The sequence below is a fragment of the Burkholderia sp. MSMB1078WGS genome (assembly GCF_001528895.1).
GTDB lineage: Bacteria > Pseudomonadota > Gammaproteobacteria > Burkholderiales > Burkholderiaceae > Burkholderia.
Genome location: NZ_LPDI01000024.1, coordinates 1 through 16,402 on the forward strand (window position 1 = coordinate 1; position 16,402 = coordinate 16,402).

Here is a 16,402-nt window from a genome sequence, read left to right on the forward strand (position 1 = left end):
ATTATGAACCGTGTTTCGCAGCGCGTCAACAACTTTCTGCACGACATCGTTACGACTGCGGGGCCATCTTCCTGCGCTGCCAAGGCTCGCTACTTCCGAACCTCAACAGCACCGCTTCCCTTCCTCCCGCGCTGCGTTTCCGTTAGCGCGAAAGAGGCGTGATTCTATGCATCCGCCCCCGTCCGTGCAAGCTCTTTGTGAAGAAAGTTTGAAAAAGCCTCCGTGCGCTGCCGCGCACGGAGGCTTTTGAAGAACCGAGCGAAGCAATCACGCCGAGAATCGATACAGAGCAGTCACCGGATACCTACCGCGGTGCGCGGCGCCCGCCGATCAACGGTGCTTGAACACCGGCTTGCGCTTCTCGACGAATGCCGCCATCCCTTCCTTCTGGTCTTCGGTTGCGAACAACGAATGGAACAACCGGCGCTCGAAGTGGACGCCTTCGGCCAGCGTCGTCTCGTACGCGCGGTTCACCGACTCCTTGACCATCATGACCGCCGGCAGCGAGAACTCGGCGATCGTCGTCGCGGCGGCAATCGCCTCGTCGAGCAGCTTGTCGGCCGGCAGCACGCGCGACACGAGCCCGGCACGCTCGGCTTCGGCGGCGTCCATGAAGCGCGCGGTCAGGCACATGTCCATCGCCTTCGCCTTCGATACCGCGCGCGGCAAACGCTGCGTGCCGCCCGCACCCGGCATGACGCCCAGCTTGATTTCCGGCTGACCGAATTTGGCCGTGTCCGCCGCGAAGATGATGTCGCACATCATCGCGAGCTCGCAGCCACCGCCCAGCGCAAAGCCCGAAACCGCAGCAATGATCGGTTTGCGGATCTCGCGGACCGTCTCCCAGTTGCGCGTGATGTAGTCGCCCCGATAGACATCCATATAGGAGTAGGCCGCCATCATGCCGATGTCCGCGCCGGCAGCGAATGCCTTCTCGCTCCCGGTCACGACGATCGCGCCGATATCGTCGTCCGCATCGAACGCCTTCAGCGCAGCACCCAGCTCGTCCATCAGCGCATCGTTCAGCGCATTCAGCGCCTTCGGACGGTTCAGCGTCACCAGACCGACACGCCCGCGGGTCTCCACCAGGATGTTCTCGTAAGCCATCTATTTCTCCTCGATCAATGAAATGAGAAACGCCTCGCACATGCGAATAGTTTGATGCTACCATTCTCCGACCAACCGGTCGGTTAATTAATCGATCCGATCCCTCTCAACGTTCATCAGGCCGCCGCCATGACCCATGCCCTGTTCACGAAGCACGAAGACACGCTGAAACACGCACTCGCCGCCATCGAGAGCCGCGGGTACTGGAGCCCGTTCGCCGAAATGCCGAGTCCCAAAGTGTACGGGGAAAGTGCAAGCGCGGACGGTGAGGCCGCGTTCAAGTCGCACCTCGACAAGACCTTCGTGCTCGACCAGCCGGCGTCCGGTGAAACGGTCGGCGCCGAGCGCTCGCCGTACGGCATCGCGCTGGGCGTCCGGTATCCGAAATCGACGCCCGACGCCCTGATCGCTGCCGCAGCGGCCGCGCGACGCACGTGGCGCGAAGCCGGCCCGAGCGCGTGGGTCGGCGTCAGCCTCGAAATCCTCGCGCGCCTGAACCGCGCAAGCTTCGAAATTGCCTACAGCGTGATGCACACCACGGGGCAAGCCTTCATGATGGCGTTCCAGGCCGGCGGCCCGCACGCGCAGGACCGCGCCCTCGAGGCAGTTGCCTATGCGTGGGACGAACTGCGCCGCATCCCGGCCGATGCGCACTGGGAAAAGCCGCAAGGCAAGAACCCACCGCTCGCGATGCACAAGCGCTATACGATCGTGCCGCGCGGCACGGGCCTCGTGCTCGGCTGCTGCACGTTCCCGACCTGGAACGGCTACCCGGGCCTGTTCGCCGATCTGGCAACGGGTAATGCCGTGATCGTCAAACCGCATCCGGGCGCGATTCTGCCGCTCGCCATCACGGTGCGGATCGCCCGCGACGTGCTGCGCGAAGCCGGGTTCGATCCGAACGTCGTCACGCTCCTCGCGACCGAACCCAATGACGGCGCCCTCGTCCAGGATCTCGCGCTGCGCCCGGAGATCAAGCTGATCGACTTCACCGGCAGCACGCAGAACGGCACGTGGCTCGAACGCCATGCCCATCAGGCGCAGGTCTACACCGAGAAAGCCGGCGTCAACCAGATCGTGATCGACTCGACCGACGACCTGAAGGCCGCCGCCAAGAACATCGCGTTCTCGCTGGCGCTGTACTCCGGCCAGATGTGCACGGCACCGCAGAACATCTACGTGCCGCGCGACGGCATCCGGACGGCCGACGGCCATGCGAGCTTCGACGACGTCGCACAAGCGATCGCGATTGCCGTGCAAAAACTCACCGGCGACCCGGCACGCTCGGTCGAACTGATCGGCGCGATCCAGAACGACGGCGTGACCGCGCGTATCGACGACGCGCGCAAACTCGGCCGTGTGCTCGCGGACAGCGTGCCCCTCCAGCACCCCGCTTTCCCCGATGCGCGCGTGCGTACGCCCCTCGTGCTGCAACTCGACGTGGCCGACCGCGAGAAATTCACGCAGGAGTGGTTCGGCCCTATCTCGTTCGTGATCGCAACCGACTCGACCGCGCAATCGCTCGATCTGGCCGGTGCAATCGCCGCCGAGCATGGCGCACTGACCCTCTCCGTCTACAGCACCGACGACGCAATCGTCAACGCCGCACACGACGCAGCGGTGCGTGGCGGCGTCGCGCTGTCGATCAACCTGACGGGCGGCGTATTCGTCAATCAGTCGGCCGCCTTCTCCGACTTCCACGGCACGGGCGCGAATCCAGCCGCCAACGCCGCGCTGGCCGACCCGGCATTCGTCGCCAACCGGTTCCGCGTGGTTCAAAGCCGCGTCCATGTTGCCCCGAAGGCAGTACCTGCGGAAGCTGGCCAGACGGCATAACCCGAATGGCCGACGTGCAAACGCCGCCACGTTCTCTACCATGAACGAATCCGCCACCCGGCGAGTTCGTCACTCACCGATACGCTCATGACAGACGCCTACATCTGCGACGCGATTCGCACTCCCATCGGCCGCTACGGCGGCGCCCTGAAAGATGTCCGCGCCGACGACCTCGGCGCGGTGCCGCTCAAGGCGCTGATCGAGCGAAACCGCGACGTCGACTGGGCAGCGATCGACGACGTGATCTACGGCTGCGCGAACCAGGCCGGCGAAGACAACCGCAACGTCGCGCGCATGTCCGCGCTGCTGGCAGGCCTGCCCACCGCCGTGCCGGGCACGACGCTGAACCGACTGTGCGGCTCCGGAATGGATGCGGTCGGCACGGCAGCGCGCGCGATCAAGGCAGGCGAAGCGCGCCTGATGATCGCAGGTGGCGTCGAGAGCATGACGCGCGCACCGTTCGTGATGGGCAAGGCCGCGAGCGCGTTCGCGCGCCAGGCCGACATCTTCGATACGACGATCGGCTGGCGTTTCGTCAATCCGCTGATGAAGCAGTTGTATGGGGTCGATTCGATGCCGGAGACGGCCGAGAACGTTGCGGTCGATTACCACATCAACCGCGCGGATCAGGACCTGTTCGCGCTGCGCAGCCAGCAGAAGGCCGCGCGGGCACAGCAGGACGGTACGCTCGCCGAGGAAATCGTACCGGTCACGATTGCGCAGAAGAAGGGCGATCCCGTGGTCGTGTCGCGTGACGAGCATCCGCGCGAAACGTCGCTCGAAGCGCTCGCGAAGCTGAAGGGCGTCGTGCGCCCGGACGGCTCGGTCACGGCCGGCAACGCGTCGGGCGTCAACGACGGCGCCTGCGCGCTGCTGCTCGCCAATGCGCAGGCGGCCGACCAATATGGCCTGCGCCGCCGCGCGCGCGTCGTCGGGATGGCGACGGCCGGCGTCGAGCCACGCGTAATGGGCATCGGTCCCGCGCCGGCCACGCAGAAGCTGCTGCACCAGCTCGGCATGCGCATCGACCAGTTCGACGTGATCGAACTGAACGAGGCGTTCGCGTCGCAAGGTCTCGCGGTGCTGCGCATGCTCGGCGTCGCCGACGACGATCCCCGCGTGAACCCGAACGGTGGTGCGATCGCGCTCGGCCACCCGCTCGGCGCATCGGGCGCGCGGCTCGTCACCACGGCGCTCCATCAACTCGAGCGTACCGGCGGCCGCTTCGCGCTCTGTACGATGTGCATCGGCGTCGGCCAGGGCATCGCGCTCGCGATCGAACGCGTGTAACCGACGCGCCGCGCGCCTATAACGAAGTCATGAAGGAGACACTGCATGTCCTATCAGGCGATCCAGCTGGATATCGATCAGGCCGCGCGCGTGGCCACGATCACGCTCAACCGCCCCGACAAGCTGAACAGCTTCACACGGGCGATGCATCGCGAACTGCAATCGGCGCTCGATGAAGTCGAAGCGGCCGGCGCACGCGCACTGATTCTGACGGGTGCGGGACGCGGCTTTTGCGCGGGCCAGGACCTCGCCGATCTCGACTTCACGCCAGGCGCGTCCACCGACCTCGGCACGCTGATCGACGAGCATTTCAATCCGCTGATCCGCCGCCTGCAGCGTCTGCCGATTCCCGTGATCGCCGCCGTCAACGGAACGGCGGCCGGCGCCGGCGCAAATCTCGCACTTGCGTGCGACCTGGTGTTCGCTGCCCGCTCGAGCAGTTTCATCCAGGCCTTCGTCAAGATCGGACTCGTGCCCGATTCGGGCGGCACGTGGTTCCTGCCGCAGCGCGTCGGCATGGCACGCGCGCTGGGGCTCGCGCTGACCGGCGACAAGCTCGGCGCCGAACAAGCCGAACAGTGGGGCCTGATCTGGCGCGCGGTCGACGACGACGCGCTCGTCGCCACGGTCCGCCAGCTTGCCACCCAGCTCGCGCAGCAGCCGACGCTCGCCATCGCATCGATCAAGCAGTCGATGCGAAACAGCGTCACTAACACGCTCGATCAGCAGCTCGACCTCGAGCGCGACCTGCAGCGCAAGCTCGGCCAGTCGGACGACTATGCGGAAGGTGTGAAGGCCTTCATCGAGAAGCGCGCGCCGCGCTTCGAAGGGCGTTGACATGATGAACGCCACCGCCACGCTCGACCCCGATTCGCTCGCCCGCGCCACCGCGCAGGCCATGTACGACGCCGACGCCTGCAGCCGCGCGTTCGGCATGGAAATCGTCGAAATACGCGCCGGCTACGCCCGCCTGCAGATGCGCGTGCGGCCCGAATTCCTGAACGGGCACCAGACCTGTCACGGCGGCATCATCTTCACGCTCGCCGATTCGACTTTCGCGTTCGCGTGCAACTCGTACAACCTGAATGCGGTCGCGGCCGGCTGCTCGATCGAATTCCTGCGCCCCGTGCACGGCGACGACGTGCTGACGGCCGAGGCGGTCGAACAGGCGCGTGCCGGCCGCCATGGCATCTACGACATCCGCGTCACGAACCAGACAGGCGACACGGTCGCGATGTTTCGCGGCAAATCCGCCCAGATCAAGGGCACGGTCATCCCGGAAGACCGCTGACGTCGACGGCTCGCTCATAACAAACACTGGAGACATGCATGACTACCCCGCTACCGCTCGAGCCGATCGAGACCGCCTCACGCGACGAGCTGACCGCGCTGCAGCTCGAACGCCTCAAGTGGTCGCTCCGGCACGCGTATGACCACTCGCCCGTCTATCGCCGCAAGTTCGACGAAGTCGGTGTGCATCCGGACGACCTGAAAACGCTCGCCGACCTGTCGCGCTTTCCGTTCACGACCAAGGGCGATCTGCGCGACAGCTATCCGTTCGGGATGTTCGCGGTGCCGCAGGACCAGATCTCGCGCATCCACGCGTCGTCGGGCACGACCGGCAAGCCGACGGTCGTCGGCTATACGGCCGCCGACATCGATACGTGGGCGAATCTCGTCGCACGCTCGATCCGCGCCGCCGGTGCGCGCCGCGGCGACAAGGTCCACGTCAGCTACGGCTACGGGCTGTTCACGGGCGGGCTCGGCGCGCACTACGGCGCCGAACGCGCAGGGCTGACCGTGATCCCGTTCGGCGGCGGCCAGACCGAAAAACAGGTACAGCTGATCCAGGATTTCCGGCCCGACATCATCATGGTCACGCCGAGCTACATGCTGTCGATCGCCGACGAGATCGAGCGCCAGGGTCTCGATCCCGTGCAGAGTTCGCTGCGCATCGGCATCTTCGGCGCGGAGCCGTGGACCAACGACATGCGCGTCGCGATCGAACAGCGGATGGGCATCGACGCGGTCGACATCTACGGGTTATCCGAAGTGATGGGCCCGGGCGTCGCGTCCGAATGCGTCGAGACCAAGGACGGCCCGACCATCTGGGAAGACCACTTCTATCCGGAAATCATCGATCCCGACACCGGCGAAGTGCTGCCGGACGGCCAACTCGGCGAACTCGTGTTCACGTCGCTGACGAAGGAAGCGCTGCCGATCGTCCGCTATCGCACGCGCGACCTCACGCGCCTGTTGCCGGGCACCGCCCGGACGATGCGCCGGATGGAGAAGATCACCGGCCGGTCGGACGACATGATGATCGTGCGTGGCGTCAACGTGTTCCCGACACAAATCGAGGAACAGTTGCTCAAGCAGCGCGCGCTCGCGCCGCACTATCAGATCGTGCTGACCAAGGAAGGTCCGCTCGACGTGCTGACGCTCAACGTCGAGCCGTGCCCGGAAACCGCGCCCGATACCGCGGCGATCCAGGCGGCAAAACAGGCGCTCGCGTACGACATCAAGTCGCTGATCGGCGTGACGGCCGTGATCAACGTGCTGCCCGTGAACGGCATTGAGCGCTCGGTCGGCAAGGCGCGCCGCGTCGTCGACAAACGCATGGGCTGAGGTCGCTCGCCGCGCATGCGGCGCGCAGCGGCCGATCCGCGCCTGCAAACGAAACAGCCCGGTCGGCCAATGCCGATCGGGCTGCTCGACTCCAAAGCGTCGTTCGACGCGACGCGCACAGCATTACGCGAACTGAAATCACATGGGCACACCGGCGATCAGACCGGCACACCCACGCGCACGAGGCGCGCCATCAATGCCGCCGCTTCGTTCGCGCGCGACCGTCCTGCAGCCGGCGCCGCCCGACATCACGAATTCGGGAACAGCAGCCACATCCTGCCGACCTGCTTCATCCGGCCGGCCAGGTCGCCGGCATCGTCGCCGAGCCCCCAGAAATAGTCTGCCCGCACGCCGCCCTTGATCGCCGAGCCCGTATCCTGCGCGAACACGAGCCGGTTCATCGGCGTATTCGTCAGCGGACGCGTGGTCTGCAGGAACACCGGCGTGCCGAGCGGGATCGACGACGGATCGACCGCGATCGAGCGCTCCGGGGTCAGCGGCACGCCGAGCGCGCCGATCGGGCCGTCCGCGCCGCCGTGCGGCGCATCTTCCTTGGTCGGCATGTCGCGGAAGAACACGAAGCGCGGATTCGTGTCGAGCAGCGCGTCGACGCGCGTCGGGTTCGCCTTCGCCCAGGCCTTGATGCCCTGCATCGTCGCCTGCGCGGGCGTCAGCTCGCCGCGATCGAGCAGCCACTTGCCGATCGAACGGTACGGCTGATTGTTGGTGCCGCCGAAGCCGACCCGCATCACCGAACCGTCGTCGAGCAGCACGCGACCCGAGCCCTGCACCTGCAGGAAGAATGCCTCGATCGGATCGTCGACCCACACGAGCTCGTTGCCGTTCAGGATGCCGGCGCGCTCGAGCTGCGCGCGTGCCGGCAGCGCGGCGCCCGCGCGATAGCCGGCCGGCCAGCGATAGAGCGCGTATTGATACGGGCCGCGGCGCACGCGCGACCCGTGCAGCAGCGGCTCGTAATAGCCGGTCACGAGCCCGTCGAGCGTCCCGTCGGTATTCGCGAGCTGGAACGGCGTGAAATACGTTTCGAAGAAGGTGCGTGCGCTGCTGACGTCGAGTTCGTCGAGCCGATCGGCGGCCGCGCAAGCGCGCGTCCAAGCCGGCTGGCGCGCGAGCCGCGCACAATTCTGCCGCAGCGCGGCCGTCGCGCCGATCAGCGAATCGTCCTGCCAGCCCGGCACCTGCTGCCACGCGACCGGCGTGAGCCGCTTCGCGGCGACCTGCCCCGGCACGATCGCCGCGCCGGTCGGCGGCTTCAGCGCGGAGGTTCGCGTCGGCGCGCCGCCGCACGCGGCGAGCAGCGCCGCCGCCGCGGCTGCGGCCATCCACCCGGCCAGCCGGGGCCCAAACCACATACAATGTCCGTTCTTGATGGAAACCGCCATGTCAGATTTTCTCGACCAATATCCGATGCTCATCTTCGCGCTCGAAGCCTTCGTAGCGCTTGCCCTGCTGATCTTCATCATCGTGTGGACGTCGTCGGGCAGAAAGAAGCAGGCCCGCCACAACGACCGCCAGCCGCGCTGACGCGCGCCGCACGCTCAATGCAGCGTGCGCGGCATGTGCAGGGCGAACTCGTCGACCGGCGCCTCGAAGCGCTCGCCGTCCTCCGCCACGCAGAAGTACGCGCCGCGCATCGTGCCGACCGGCGTCGCGATCACGGCCCAGCTCGTGTATTCGAAATGCTCGCCCGGCTGCAGCAGCGGCTGGTGGCCGACGACGCCGAGCCCCTTGACTTCCTGCACGTGGCTCTCGCTGTCCGTGATGATCCAGTGGCGCGCGATCAGTTGGGCCGCGACCTGCCCCGTGTTGCGGATGGTCAGCGTGTACGCGAATGCGTATTGACGGTGATCGGGGTCGGATTGTTCCGGCAAGTAGCTGGTTTTCACCGAAACGGTGAACTGATACTGACTCATGGTGTGTCCGCTGTAGGTAACCGCGCGCGCCGACTCGGGCGGCCGGGCCGCGGGCGCGCTGCATTGGTTCGGCATTCTATGCGCAATCGGGCCGCAACCGCACGGCCTGCCGCCGCGCACCGGGTCGCCGGACGGTAGAATGACGGTTTTGCGCCGCAACGTCCCCGCTCCCCTGTCATGACTCAATTCCGCATCGCTCCCAGCATCCTGTCGGCCGACTTCGCACGGCTCGGCGAAGAAGTCCGCAACGTGGTCGCCGCCGGCGCCGACTGGATTCACTTCGACGTAATGGACAACCATTATGTGCCGAACCTCACGATCGGCCCGCTCGTCTGCGAGGCGATCCGCCCGCACGTGCAGGTACCGATCGACGTGCACCTGATGGTGCGCCCGGTCGACCGGATCGTGCCCGATTTCGCGAAGGCCGGCGCGAACCTGATCAGCTTCCACCCGGAAGGCTCGGACCACATCGACCGCACGCTGTCGCTGATCCGCGACCACGGCTGCAAGGCCGGCCTCGTGTTCAACCCGGCCACGCCGCTGAACTACCTCGACCACGTGATGGACCGCCTCGACTTCGTGCTGCTGATGTCGGTGAACCCGGGCTTCGGCGGCCAGTCGTTCATTCCGGAAACGCTGAACAAGCTGCGCGAGGCGCGCGCCCGCATCGACGCGTACACCGAACGCACGGGCCGCGAGATCCTGCTCGAAGTCGACGGCGGCGTAAAGGCCGACAACATCGCGGAAATCGCGGCAGCCGGCGCCGACACGTTCGTCGCGGGTTCGGCGATCTTCGGCAAGCCCGACTATCGCAAGGTGATCGACGAGATGCGCGCGGCGCTCGCCACCGTCGAGCGGAGCTGACGCCGTGGCCGACTCGTCGTTCGCCGGCCACGCGCCGGCCGGGGCCGCCTCGGACGCGGCCGCGATCCGCTTTGCCGCGCCGCGCATCGATGCCGCGCTGATCGACCTCGACGGCACGATGGTCGACACGGCCGACGATTTCACGGCCGGCCTGAACGGGATGCTCGCGCGGCTCGGCGCGCCGGCCACGTCGCGCGACGAAGTGATCGGCTACGTCGGCAAGGGCTCCGAACACCTGATCCAGAGCGTGCTGAAGCCGCGCTTCCCGGCCGATGAAGCGCACGCGCGCTTCGACGACGCGCTCGCGATCTACCAGACCGAATACGCGAAGATCAACGGCCGCCACACGCGTCTCTATCCGGACGTGGCGGCCGGGCTCGACGCGCTGCGCGCGGCCGGCATCCGGCTCGCGTGCGTGACGAACAAGCCGCACCGCTTCGCGGTCGAGCTGCTCGAGCAATACGGGCTGGCCGGCTGCTTCGGCATCGTGCTCGGCGGCGACAGCGTCGCGCGCAAGAAGCCCGATCCGCTGCCGATGCTGACGGCCTGCGACGCGCTCGGCGTCGCGCCGGACACCGCGGTCGCGATCGGCGACTCGGAAAACGATGCGCTGGCCGGCCGCGCGGCCGGGATGGCGACGCTGACGGTGCCGTACGGCTACAACCACGGCAAGGCTATACAAACGATAAATTCGGATGGTATAGTCGATTCGTTGCTGGTCGCGGCTCGCGCAATTTCCGCGCACAACGCCGGCCGGCCAACCGTCTGATTATTTCTTCCATCCGCATGTTTCTGAATAAAAAACGGAGTCTGAGCAGCATCGACCGGGGAGCCTGGCCCTGGCGTCGCTGGTCGCGCTGACCTCTTCGATGAGGTACGCTGAAGCACGTCTTCAGCGCCGTTTTTTATCTCGCTGCGCATCCGCGCGCCGATCGTCGCACCACCTCGAGTTCCACCGCGCCCGAACGCTTGCGTTCAGGACCGGCCGCAGGCTCGCGACGTTCACGCCCGGAGTGCCGGCCGGCAACAGGCACTTCTCGATCGACCGCCCTTTCGCCGACGGCCACCCGCGCAGCGTCAAGTGATCCCTGGCGCACGCGCCGCTCGTCCCGAACAGGACCGGAACATGACCGAACTCGAATTCCAATCGCTCGCGAACGAAGGCTACAACCGCATCCCGCTGATCGCGGAAGCGCTCGCCGATCTCGAAACGCCGCTGTCCCTCTACCTGAAGCTGGCCCAGCCCGAACGCGCGGGCGCCAACTCGTTCCTGCTCGAATCGGTGGTCGGCGGCGAACGTTTCGGCCGCTACTCGTTCATCGGCCTGCCTGCCCGCACGCTCGTGCGCACCCGCAACGGCGTGTCGGAAGTCGTGCGCGACGGCCAGGTCGTCGAGACGCACGACGGCGACCCGTTCCAGTTCATCGAATCGTTCCAGGCGCGCTTCAAGGTCGCGCAGCGCCCGGGCCTGCCGCGCTTCTGCGGCGGCCTCGCCGGTTACTTCGGCTACGACGCGGTGCGCTACATCGAGAAGAAGCTCGCGAACACCGCGCCGCGCGACGATCTCGGGCTGCCCGACATCCAGTTGCTGCTGACCGAGGAAGTCGCGGTGATCGACAACCTCGCCGGCAAGCTGTACCTGATCATCTACGCGGACCCGGGCCAGCCCGAAGCGTACGCGAAGGCAAAACAGCGGCTGCGCGAACTGAAGCAGCGCCTGCGCACGACCGTGCAGCCGCCCGTCACGTCGGCGAGCGTGCGCACCGAGACGTTCCGCGAATTCAAGAAGGACGACTATCTGGCCGCCGTGCGTCAGGCGAAGGAATACATCGCGGCCGGCGAGCTGATGCAGATCCAGGTCGGCCAGCGGCTGACGAAGCCGTACCGCGACAATCCGCTGTCGCTGTACCGCGCGCTGCGTTCGCTGAATCCGTCGCCGTACATGTATTACTACAACTTCGGCGATTTCCACGTGGTCGGCGCGTCGCCGGAAATCCTGGTGCGCCAGGAAAAGCGCGGCGACGACCAGATCGTCACGATCCGTCCGCTCGCCGGCACGCGCTCGCGCGGCAACACGCCGGAGCGTGATGCGGAGCTTGCGACCGAACTGCTGAACGATCCGAAGGAGATCGCCGAGCACGTGATGCTGATCGACCTCGCGCGCAACGACGTCGGCCGCATCGCGGAGATCGGCTCGGTGCAGGTGACCGACAAGATGGTGATCGAGAAGTACTCGCACGTGCAGCACATCGTCAGCTCGGTCGAAGGCAAGCTGAAGCCCGGCATGACGAACTACGACGTGCTGCGCGCGACGTTCCCGGCCGGCACGCTGTCCGGCGCGCCGAAGGTGCGCGCGATGGAACTGATCGACGAGCTCGAGCCGGTCAAGCGCGGGCTGTACGGCGGTGCGGTCGGCTACCTGTCGTTCTCGGGCGAGATGGATCTCGCGATCGCGATCCGCACGGGCCTGATCCACAACGGCAACCTGTACGTGCAAGCGGCGGCCGGCGTCGTCGCGGATTCGGTGCCCGAATCCGAATGGCAAGAGACCGAGAACAAGGCGCGCGCGGTGCTGCGTGCGGCCGAACAGGTCCAGGACGGCCTCGATAGCGACTTCTGACCGGAGACTGACCATGCTGCTCATGATCGACAACTACGACTCGTTTACCTACAACCTGGTCCAGTACTTCGGCGAACTCGGCGAGGACGTGCGCACCTACCGCAACGACGAAATCACGCTCGACGACATCGCGCGCCTGAATCCCGACACCATCTGCCTGTCGCCGGGGCCGAGCAATCCGCAACACGCGGGCATCACGCTCGACGTGCTGCGCGAATTCGCGGGCAGGAAGCCGATCCTCGGCGTCTGCCTCGGCCACCAGGCGATCGGCGAAGCGTTCGGCGGCCGCGTGGTGCGCGCGAAGACCATCATGCACGGCAAGGTGAGCCGGATCGAAACCGACTGCCGCGGCGTGTTCGCCGACCTGCCGAAGCATTTCGACGTCACGCGCTATCACTCGCTCGCGATCGAACGCGAATCGCTGCCCGATTGCCTCGAGGTGTCCGCATGGACCGACGACGGCGAGATCATGGGCGTGCGCCACAAGACGCTGCCGGTCGAAGGCGTGCAGTTCCACCCGGAATCGATCCTGTCCGAGCACGGCCATGCGCTGCTCGAGAATTTCCTGAAACAGAGCCGCGCTGCGGCCGCACCGGCCGCCTGACGGGAGACGCACGATGACGATTACCCCGCAGGAAGCGCTGCAGCGCACGATCGAGCACCGCGAGATCTTCCACGACGAAATGCTGCACCTGATGCGGCTGATCATGCGCGGCGACATGTCGCCCGTGATGGCGGCCGCGATCATCACCGGGCTGCGCGTGAAGAAGGAGACGATCGGCGAGATCGCCGCCGCCGCGACCGTGATGCGCGAATTCGCGAACCACGTCGAGGTGCGGGACAACTCGAATTTCGTCGACATCGTCGGCACCGGCGGCGACGGCTCGCACACGTTCAACATCTCGACCGCGTCGATGTTCGTCACGGCGGCCGCGGGCGCGAAGGTCGCGAAACACGGCAACCGCGGCGTGTCGAGCAAGTCCGGCAGCGCCGACGTGCTCGAGGCGCTCGGCGTGAACATCGACCTGCAGTCGGACCAGGTCGCCGCATCGATCGCCGAAACCGGCATGGGCTTCATGTTCGCGCCGAACCATCACCCGGCGATGAAGAACATCGCGGCCGTGCGCCGCGAACTCGGCGTGCGCACGATCTTCAACATCCTCGGCCCGCTGACCAATCCGGCCGGCGCGCCGAACCAGCTGATGGGCGTATTCCACCCCGACCTCGTCGGCATCCAGGTGCGCGTGATGCAGCGCCTCGGCGCACAGCACGTGCTCGTTGTGTACGGCAAGGACGGGATGGACGAGGTGTCGCTCGGCGCCGCGACGCTCGTCGGCGAATTGCGCGACGGCGAGGTGCACGAATACGAGATCCATCCGGAGGACTTCGGCCTGCAGATGGTGTCGAACCGCACGCTGAAGGTGGAAAATGCCGACGAATCGCGCACGATGCTGCTCGGCGCGCTGGACAACCAGCCGGGCGTCGCGCGCGAGATCGTCACGCTGAACGCGGGCACCGCGCTCTATGCGGCCAATATCGCCGAGTCGATCGCGGACGGCATCCAGCTGGCCCGCGAAGCGATCGCGAGCGGCAAGGCCCGCGCGAAGGTCGACGAACTCGTGCGCTTCACGCAGCAGTTCAAGCGCTGACCCTCTTACGAATCAAGCAGGAATCCCTATGAGCGACATTCTCGACCGAATCATCGCCGTCAAGCGCGAAGAAGTGGCGGCGGCCATGCGTAGCACGCCACTCGAGGCGCTGAAGCTGGAAGCCTCCGCGCGCGACCTGCGCGACTTCGTCGGCGCGCTGCGGGCGAAACACGTGGCCGGCAACGCCGCCGTGATCGCCGAAATCAAGAAGGCAAGCCCGTCGAAAGGCGTGCTGCGCGAGCATTTCGTGCCGGCCGACATCGCGCGCTCGTATGCGGCGCACGGCGCCGCGTGCCTGTCGGTGCTGACCGACGAGCAGTTCTTCCAGGGCGGCGTCCGCTACCTCGAGGAAGCGCGCGCGGCCTGCACGCTGCCGGTGCTGCGCAAGGACTTCATCGTCGACGCGTACCAGATCGTCGAAGCCCGCGCGATGGGCGCCGACGCGATCCTGCTGATCGCCGCGGCACTCGACACGCCGCTGATGCAGGATCTGGAAGCCTATGCGCACTCGCTCGGCCTCGCGGTGCTGGTCGAAGTGCACGACCGTAACGAGATGGAACAGGCGCTGACGCTCAAGACGCCGCTGCTCGGCATCAACAACCGCAACCTGCGCACGTTCGAGACGTCGATCCGGACCACGCTCGACATGCTCGACATGATTCCGGCGGACCGCATCGTCGTGACCGAATCGGGCATCCTGTCGCGCACCGACGTCGACACCATGCGCGCGGCGAACGTGAACACGTTCCTCGTCGGCGAGGCGTTCATGCGCGCCGACCAGCCGGGCGAGGAACTCGCACGGATGTTCTTCTGATGGCGATCGAAAAGGAAATCAAGCTCGCGCTGCCGGCCGGCCAGGCCGACGCCGCGCGCCGCTTCTTCGAAACGCTGACAGGCGAACCCGGCCACACGATCACGCTCGCGAACGTCTATTACGACACGCCCGATCTCGCGCTGGCGCGCTCGAAGAGCGCGGTGCGCGTGCGCCGCACGCCGGACGGCTGGCTGCAGACGTTCAAGACGGTCGGCAGCGCCGAAGGCGGCCTGCACCGCCGCCACGAATGGGAACTGCCGGTCGCGGGCGACGCGCTCGAAATCGACGCGCTCGTCGCGGCCTGCGACGTGCCGGAAGCCGCCGCCGCGCTGAATGACGCGGCCGGTGCACTGTACGCGCTGTTCCGCACGGATTTTTCGCGTACGCTGTGGCGCATCGCAATCGGCGGCGCGACCGTCGAGGCTGCGGTAGACCTCGGCGAGATCGTCGTCCAGGCGGAACACGAAACGCGCCGCGAACCGATCAGCGAAATCGAACTCGAACTGATCGACGGCCCGGAAACGGCGCTCGCGACGCTCGCCGCCGAACTGCAGCAAGCGCTGCCGGGCCTCGTTCCCGAAAACATCAGCAAGGCGCAGCGCGGCTACCGGCTGCGCGCGCAATAAACACGCATCACGCATGGCAACCCGCAAGACTTCCCGCGCGCCGCAACAGGCGTCGCTGTTCGACGATCCCGTGCCGGAACCGGCACCGGACGATAATCCGTCCGCGGCTTCCGAGCCGCCCGCGGCTCGACGAAAATCCGCGAAGCAGGCGGCCGCACCGGCGCCCGCGCCGGCGCCGACCGCCTCGGCATCGCAACCCGTTGCCGCCGACGTGCCGCATCTCGCCGCGCAATTCGACGCGCTGCCGGCCGTCTGGCGCGACGTGCTGAAACCGTTCACCGACAGCGACGCGTACGCGCCGCTGTGCCGCTTCGTCGATGACGAGCGCGCGGCCGGCAAGACGGTCTACCCGACCGACGTGTTCCGCGCACTGCGCCTGACGAGCCCGGACGACGTGAAGGTCGTGATCCTCGGCCAGGACCCGTATCACGGCGACGACCGCGGCACGCCGCAGGCGCACGGCCTCGCGTTCTCGGTGCCGCCGGCCGTGCGCCCGCCGCCGTCGCTGCGCAACATCTTCAAGGAAATCTCCGCGAACTTCGGTCACGACACACCGCGTCACGGCTGTCTCGATACATGGGCGCGCCAGGGCGTGCTGCTGCTCAACACCGTGCTGACGGTCGAGCGCGGCGCGGCCGCGAGCCATGCGAAGCGTGGCTGGGAGCAATGCACGGACACGCTGATACGCGAGCTCGCCGGCCGCCATCGCGGGCTCGTGTTCATGCTGTGGGGCGCGCATGCGCAGGCGAAGCGCGCACTGTTCGACGCGAACGCGCATTGCGTGCTCGAGGCGCCGCATCCGTCGCCGCTGTCCGCGCACCGCGGGTTCCTCGGCTGCCGCCATTTCGCGCTCGCGAACGACTATCTGATCGATGCAGGCCGCGAACCGATCGACTGGCGCCTGCCGGACGTAGCCGAAACGCTCGCGTAACGGCCTAGCGCCCGTCCACACTAATAACGGGCTTGCGCTGGCCCCAGGGTTCGCCGGGCGAATACGAAAATGCCGCGTCCCTTTCGGGGCGCGGCATTTTTTA

At 66.8% G+C, this 16,402-nt stretch carries 17 protein-coding genes; 14 read left to right on the forward strand and 3 right to left on the reverse strand.

What is annotated here, in order from left to right; all coding sequences use genetic code 11:
- Nucleotides 1–330: 330 nt before the first annotated feature.
- On the reverse strand, nt 331–1,107 hold the full coding sequence (locus tag WT24_RS03860; protein ID WP_059499653.1) for an enoyl-CoA hydratase: 777 nt from the start codon (nt 1,105–1,107) through the stop codon (nt 331–333).
- 129 nt (nt 1,108–1,236) lie between these two features.
- Between WT24_RS03860 and paaN the strand changes: the two genes are divergently transcribed.
- From paaN to paaK, 5 genes are all read left to right on the forward strand, one after another.
- Entirely contained in the window at nt 1,237–2,943 is a 1,707-nt protein-coding gene (paaN, locus tag WT24_RS03865; RefSeq protein ID WP_059499654.1) for a phenylacetic acid degradation protein PaaN, read from the forward strand.
- 87 nt (nt 2,944–3,030) lie between these two features.
- Nucleotides 3,031–4,233: a 3-oxoadipyl-CoA thiolase gene (gene pcaF / locus WT24_RS03870; RefSeq protein WP_059499655.1), complete on the forward strand. Its 1,203-nt coding sequence runs from the start codon at nt 3,031–3,033 to the stop codon at nt 4,231–4,233.
- Nucleotides 4,234–4,278: 45 nt separating this feature from the next.
- Nucleotides 4,279–5,070 carry a 2-(1,2-epoxy-1,2-dihydrophenyl)acetyl-CoA isomerase PaaG gene (paaG, locus tag WT24_RS03875; RefSeq protein ID WP_060031384.1) on the forward strand — a complete coding sequence of 264 codons (792 nt, stop codon included), beginning with the start codon at nt 4,279–4,281 and terminating at the stop codon, nt 5,068–5,070.
- Between the two features lies 1 nt (nt 5,071).
- Nucleotides 5,072–5,524 carry a hydroxyphenylacetyl-CoA thioesterase PaaI gene (gene paaI / locus WT24_RS03880; protein WP_060031387.1) on the forward strand — a complete coding sequence of 151 codons (453 nt, stop codon included), beginning with the start codon at nt 5,072–5,074 and terminating at the stop codon, nt 5,522–5,524.
- 38 nt (nt 5,525–5,562) lie between these two features.
- On the forward strand, nt 5,563–6,861 hold the full coding sequence (gene paaK / locus WT24_RS03885) for a phenylacetate--CoA ligase PaaK (RefSeq protein WP_060031390.1): 1,299 nt from the start codon (nt 5,563–5,565) through the stop codon (nt 6,859–6,861).
- A gap of 248 nt (nt 6,862–7,109) precedes the next feature.
- On the opposite strand, the gene WT24_RS03890 is transcribed toward paaK, so the two are convergent.
- A complete protein-coding gene (locus WT24_RS03890) occupies nt 7,110–8,234 on the reverse strand; it encodes a murein transglycosylase A (RefSeq protein WP_257127425.1) in 1,125 nt (374 codons plus the stop codon).
- A gap of 28 nt (nt 8,235–8,262) precedes the next feature.
- Here WT24_RS03890 and WT24_RS35210 point away from each other — a divergent pair, with 28 nt between their 5' ends.
- On the forward strand, nt 8,263–8,406 hold the full coding sequence (locus WT24_RS35210) for a hypothetical protein (protein ID WP_257127426.1): 144 nt from the start codon (nt 8,263–8,265) through the stop codon (nt 8,404–8,406).
- Nucleotides 8,407–8,420: 14 nt separating this feature from the next.
- On the opposite strand, the gene apaG is transcribed toward WT24_RS35210, so the two are convergent.
- Nucleotides 8,421–8,795: a Co2+/Mg2+ efflux protein ApaG gene (gene apaG, locus WT24_RS03895; protein WP_006477037.1), complete on the reverse strand. Its 375-nt coding sequence runs from the start codon at nt 8,793–8,795 to the stop codon at nt 8,421–8,423.
- Between the two features lie 177 nt (nt 8,796–8,972).
- On the opposite strand from apaG, the gene rpe reads away from it, so the two are divergent.
- The 8 genes from rpe (at nt 8,973) to WT24_RS03935 (ending at nt 16,299) form a co-directional block, all read left to right on the forward strand.
- Entirely contained in the window at nt 8,973–9,659 is a 687-nt protein-coding gene (gene rpe, locus WT24_RS03900) for a ribulose-phosphate 3-epimerase (protein WP_006482066.1), read from the forward strand.
- Between the two features lie 4 nt (nt 9,660–9,663).
- Nucleotides 9,664–10,428 carry a phosphoglycolate phosphatase gene (locus WT24_RS03905; protein ID WP_059499659.1) on the forward strand — a complete coding sequence of 255 codons (765 nt, stop codon included), beginning with the start codon at nt 9,664–9,666 and terminating at the stop codon, nt 10,426–10,428.
- 357 nt (nt 10,429–10,785) lie between these two features.
- Nucleotides 10,786–12,279: an anthranilate synthase component I gene (trpE, locus tag WT24_RS03910; protein WP_060031392.1), complete on the forward strand. Its 1,494-nt coding sequence runs from the start codon at nt 10,786–10,788 to the stop codon at nt 12,277–12,279.
- A gap of 13 nt (nt 12,280–12,292) precedes the next feature.
- The gene (locus WT24_RS03915; protein ID WP_034209841.1) at nt 12,293–12,883 is read left to right on the forward strand and encodes an aminodeoxychorismate/anthranilate synthase component II; all 591 of its coding nucleotides are present in this window, start codon (nt 12,293–12,295) and stop codon (nt 12,881–12,883) included.
- A 13-nt stretch (nt 12,884–12,896) separates the two neighbouring features.
- A complete protein-coding gene (gene trpD / locus WT24_RS03920) occupies nt 12,897–13,928 on the forward strand; it encodes an anthranilate phosphoribosyltransferase (RefSeq protein WP_034209840.1) in 1,032 nt (343 codons plus the stop codon).
- Between the two features lie 28 nt (nt 13,929–13,956).
- Nucleotides 13,957–14,742 (forward strand): indole-3-glycerol phosphate synthase TrpC, encoded by a 786-nt coding sequence (trpC, locus tag WT24_RS03925; RefSeq protein ID WP_060031395.1) that lies wholly within the window; start codon nt 13,957–13,959, stop codon nt 14,740–14,742.
- Nucleotides 14,742–15,368 (forward strand): CYTH domain-containing protein, encoded by a 627-nt coding sequence (locus tag WT24_RS03930; protein WP_059499663.1) that lies wholly within the window; start codon nt 14,742–14,744, stop codon nt 15,366–15,368. The genes trpC and WT24_RS03930 overlap by 1 nt, the downstream gene beginning before the upstream one ends.
- Before the next feature lie 13 nt (nt 15,369–15,381).
- Complete coding sequence (locus tag WT24_RS03935; protein WP_060031397.1) at nt 15,382–16,299, forward strand: uracil-DNA glycosylase; 918 nt, start codon at nt 15,382–15,384, stop codon at nt 16,297–16,299.
- Nucleotides 16,300–16,402 lie beyond the last annotated feature (103 nt).

What these genes read in the sequence shown, in the direction of transcription:
- WT24_RS03890 (WP_257127425.1), bottom strand. Translation starts at nt 8,234, where the DNA reads ATGTGGTTTGGGCCCCGGCTGGCCGGGTGGATGGCCGCAGCCGCGGCG.
- trpC (WP_060031395.1), top strand. Translation starts at nt 13,957, where the DNA reads ATGAGCGACATTCTCGACCGAATCATCGCCGTCAAGCGCGAAGAAGTG.
- WT24_RS35210 (WP_257127426.1), top strand. Translation starts at nt 8,263, where the DNA reads ATGTCAGATTTTCTCGACCAATATCCGATGCTCATCTTCGCGCTCGAA.
- paaK (WP_060031390.1), top strand. Translation starts at nt 5,563, where the DNA reads ATGACTACCCCGCTACCGCTCGAGCCGATCGAGACCGCCTCACGCGAC.
- paaG (WP_060031384.1), top strand. Translation starts at nt 4,279, where the DNA reads ATGTCCTATCAGGCGATCCAGCTGGATATCGATCAGGCCGCGCGCGTG.
- trpE (WP_060031392.1), top strand. Translation starts at nt 10,786, where the DNA reads ATGACCGAACTCGAATTCCAATCGCTCGCGAACGAAGGCTACAACCGC.
- paaN (WP_059499654.1), top strand. Translation starts at nt 1,237, where the DNA reads ATGACCCATGCCCTGTTCACGAAGCACGAAGACACGCTGAAACACGCA.
- paaI (WP_060031387.1), top strand. Translation starts at nt 5,072, where the DNA reads ATGATGAACGCCACCGCCACGCTCGACCCCGATTCGCTCGCCCGCGCC.
- trpD (WP_034209840.1), top strand. Translation starts at nt 12,897, where the DNA reads ATGACGATTACCCCGCAGGAAGCGCTGCAGCGCACGATCGAGCACCGC.
- WT24_RS03915 (WP_034209841.1), top strand. Translation starts at nt 12,293, where the DNA reads ATGCTGCTCATGATCGACAACTACGACTCGTTTACCTACAACCTGGTC.
- apaG (WP_006477037.1), bottom strand. Translation starts at nt 8,795, where the DNA reads ATGAGTCAGTATCAGTTCACCGTTTCGGTGAAAACCAGCTACTTGCCG.
- pcaF (WP_059499655.1), top strand. Translation starts at nt 3,031, where the DNA reads ATGACAGACGCCTACATCTGCGACGCGATTCGCACTCCCATCGGCCGC.
- WT24_RS03935 (WP_060031397.1), top strand. Translation starts at nt 15,382, where the DNA reads ATGGCAACCCGCAAGACTTCCCGCGCGCCGCAACAGGCGTCGCTGTTC.
- rpe (WP_006482066.1), top strand. Translation starts at nt 8,973, where the DNA reads ATGACTCAATTCCGCATCGCTCCCAGCATCCTGTCGGCCGACTTCGCA.
- WT24_RS03930 (WP_059499663.1), top strand. Translation starts at nt 14,742, where the DNA reads ATGGCGATCGAAAAGGAAATCAAGCTCGCGCTGCCGGCCGGCCAGGCC.
- WT24_RS03860 (WP_059499653.1), bottom strand. Translation starts at nt 1,107, where the DNA reads ATGGCTTACGAGAACATCCTGGTGGAGACCCGCGGGCGTGTCGGTCTG.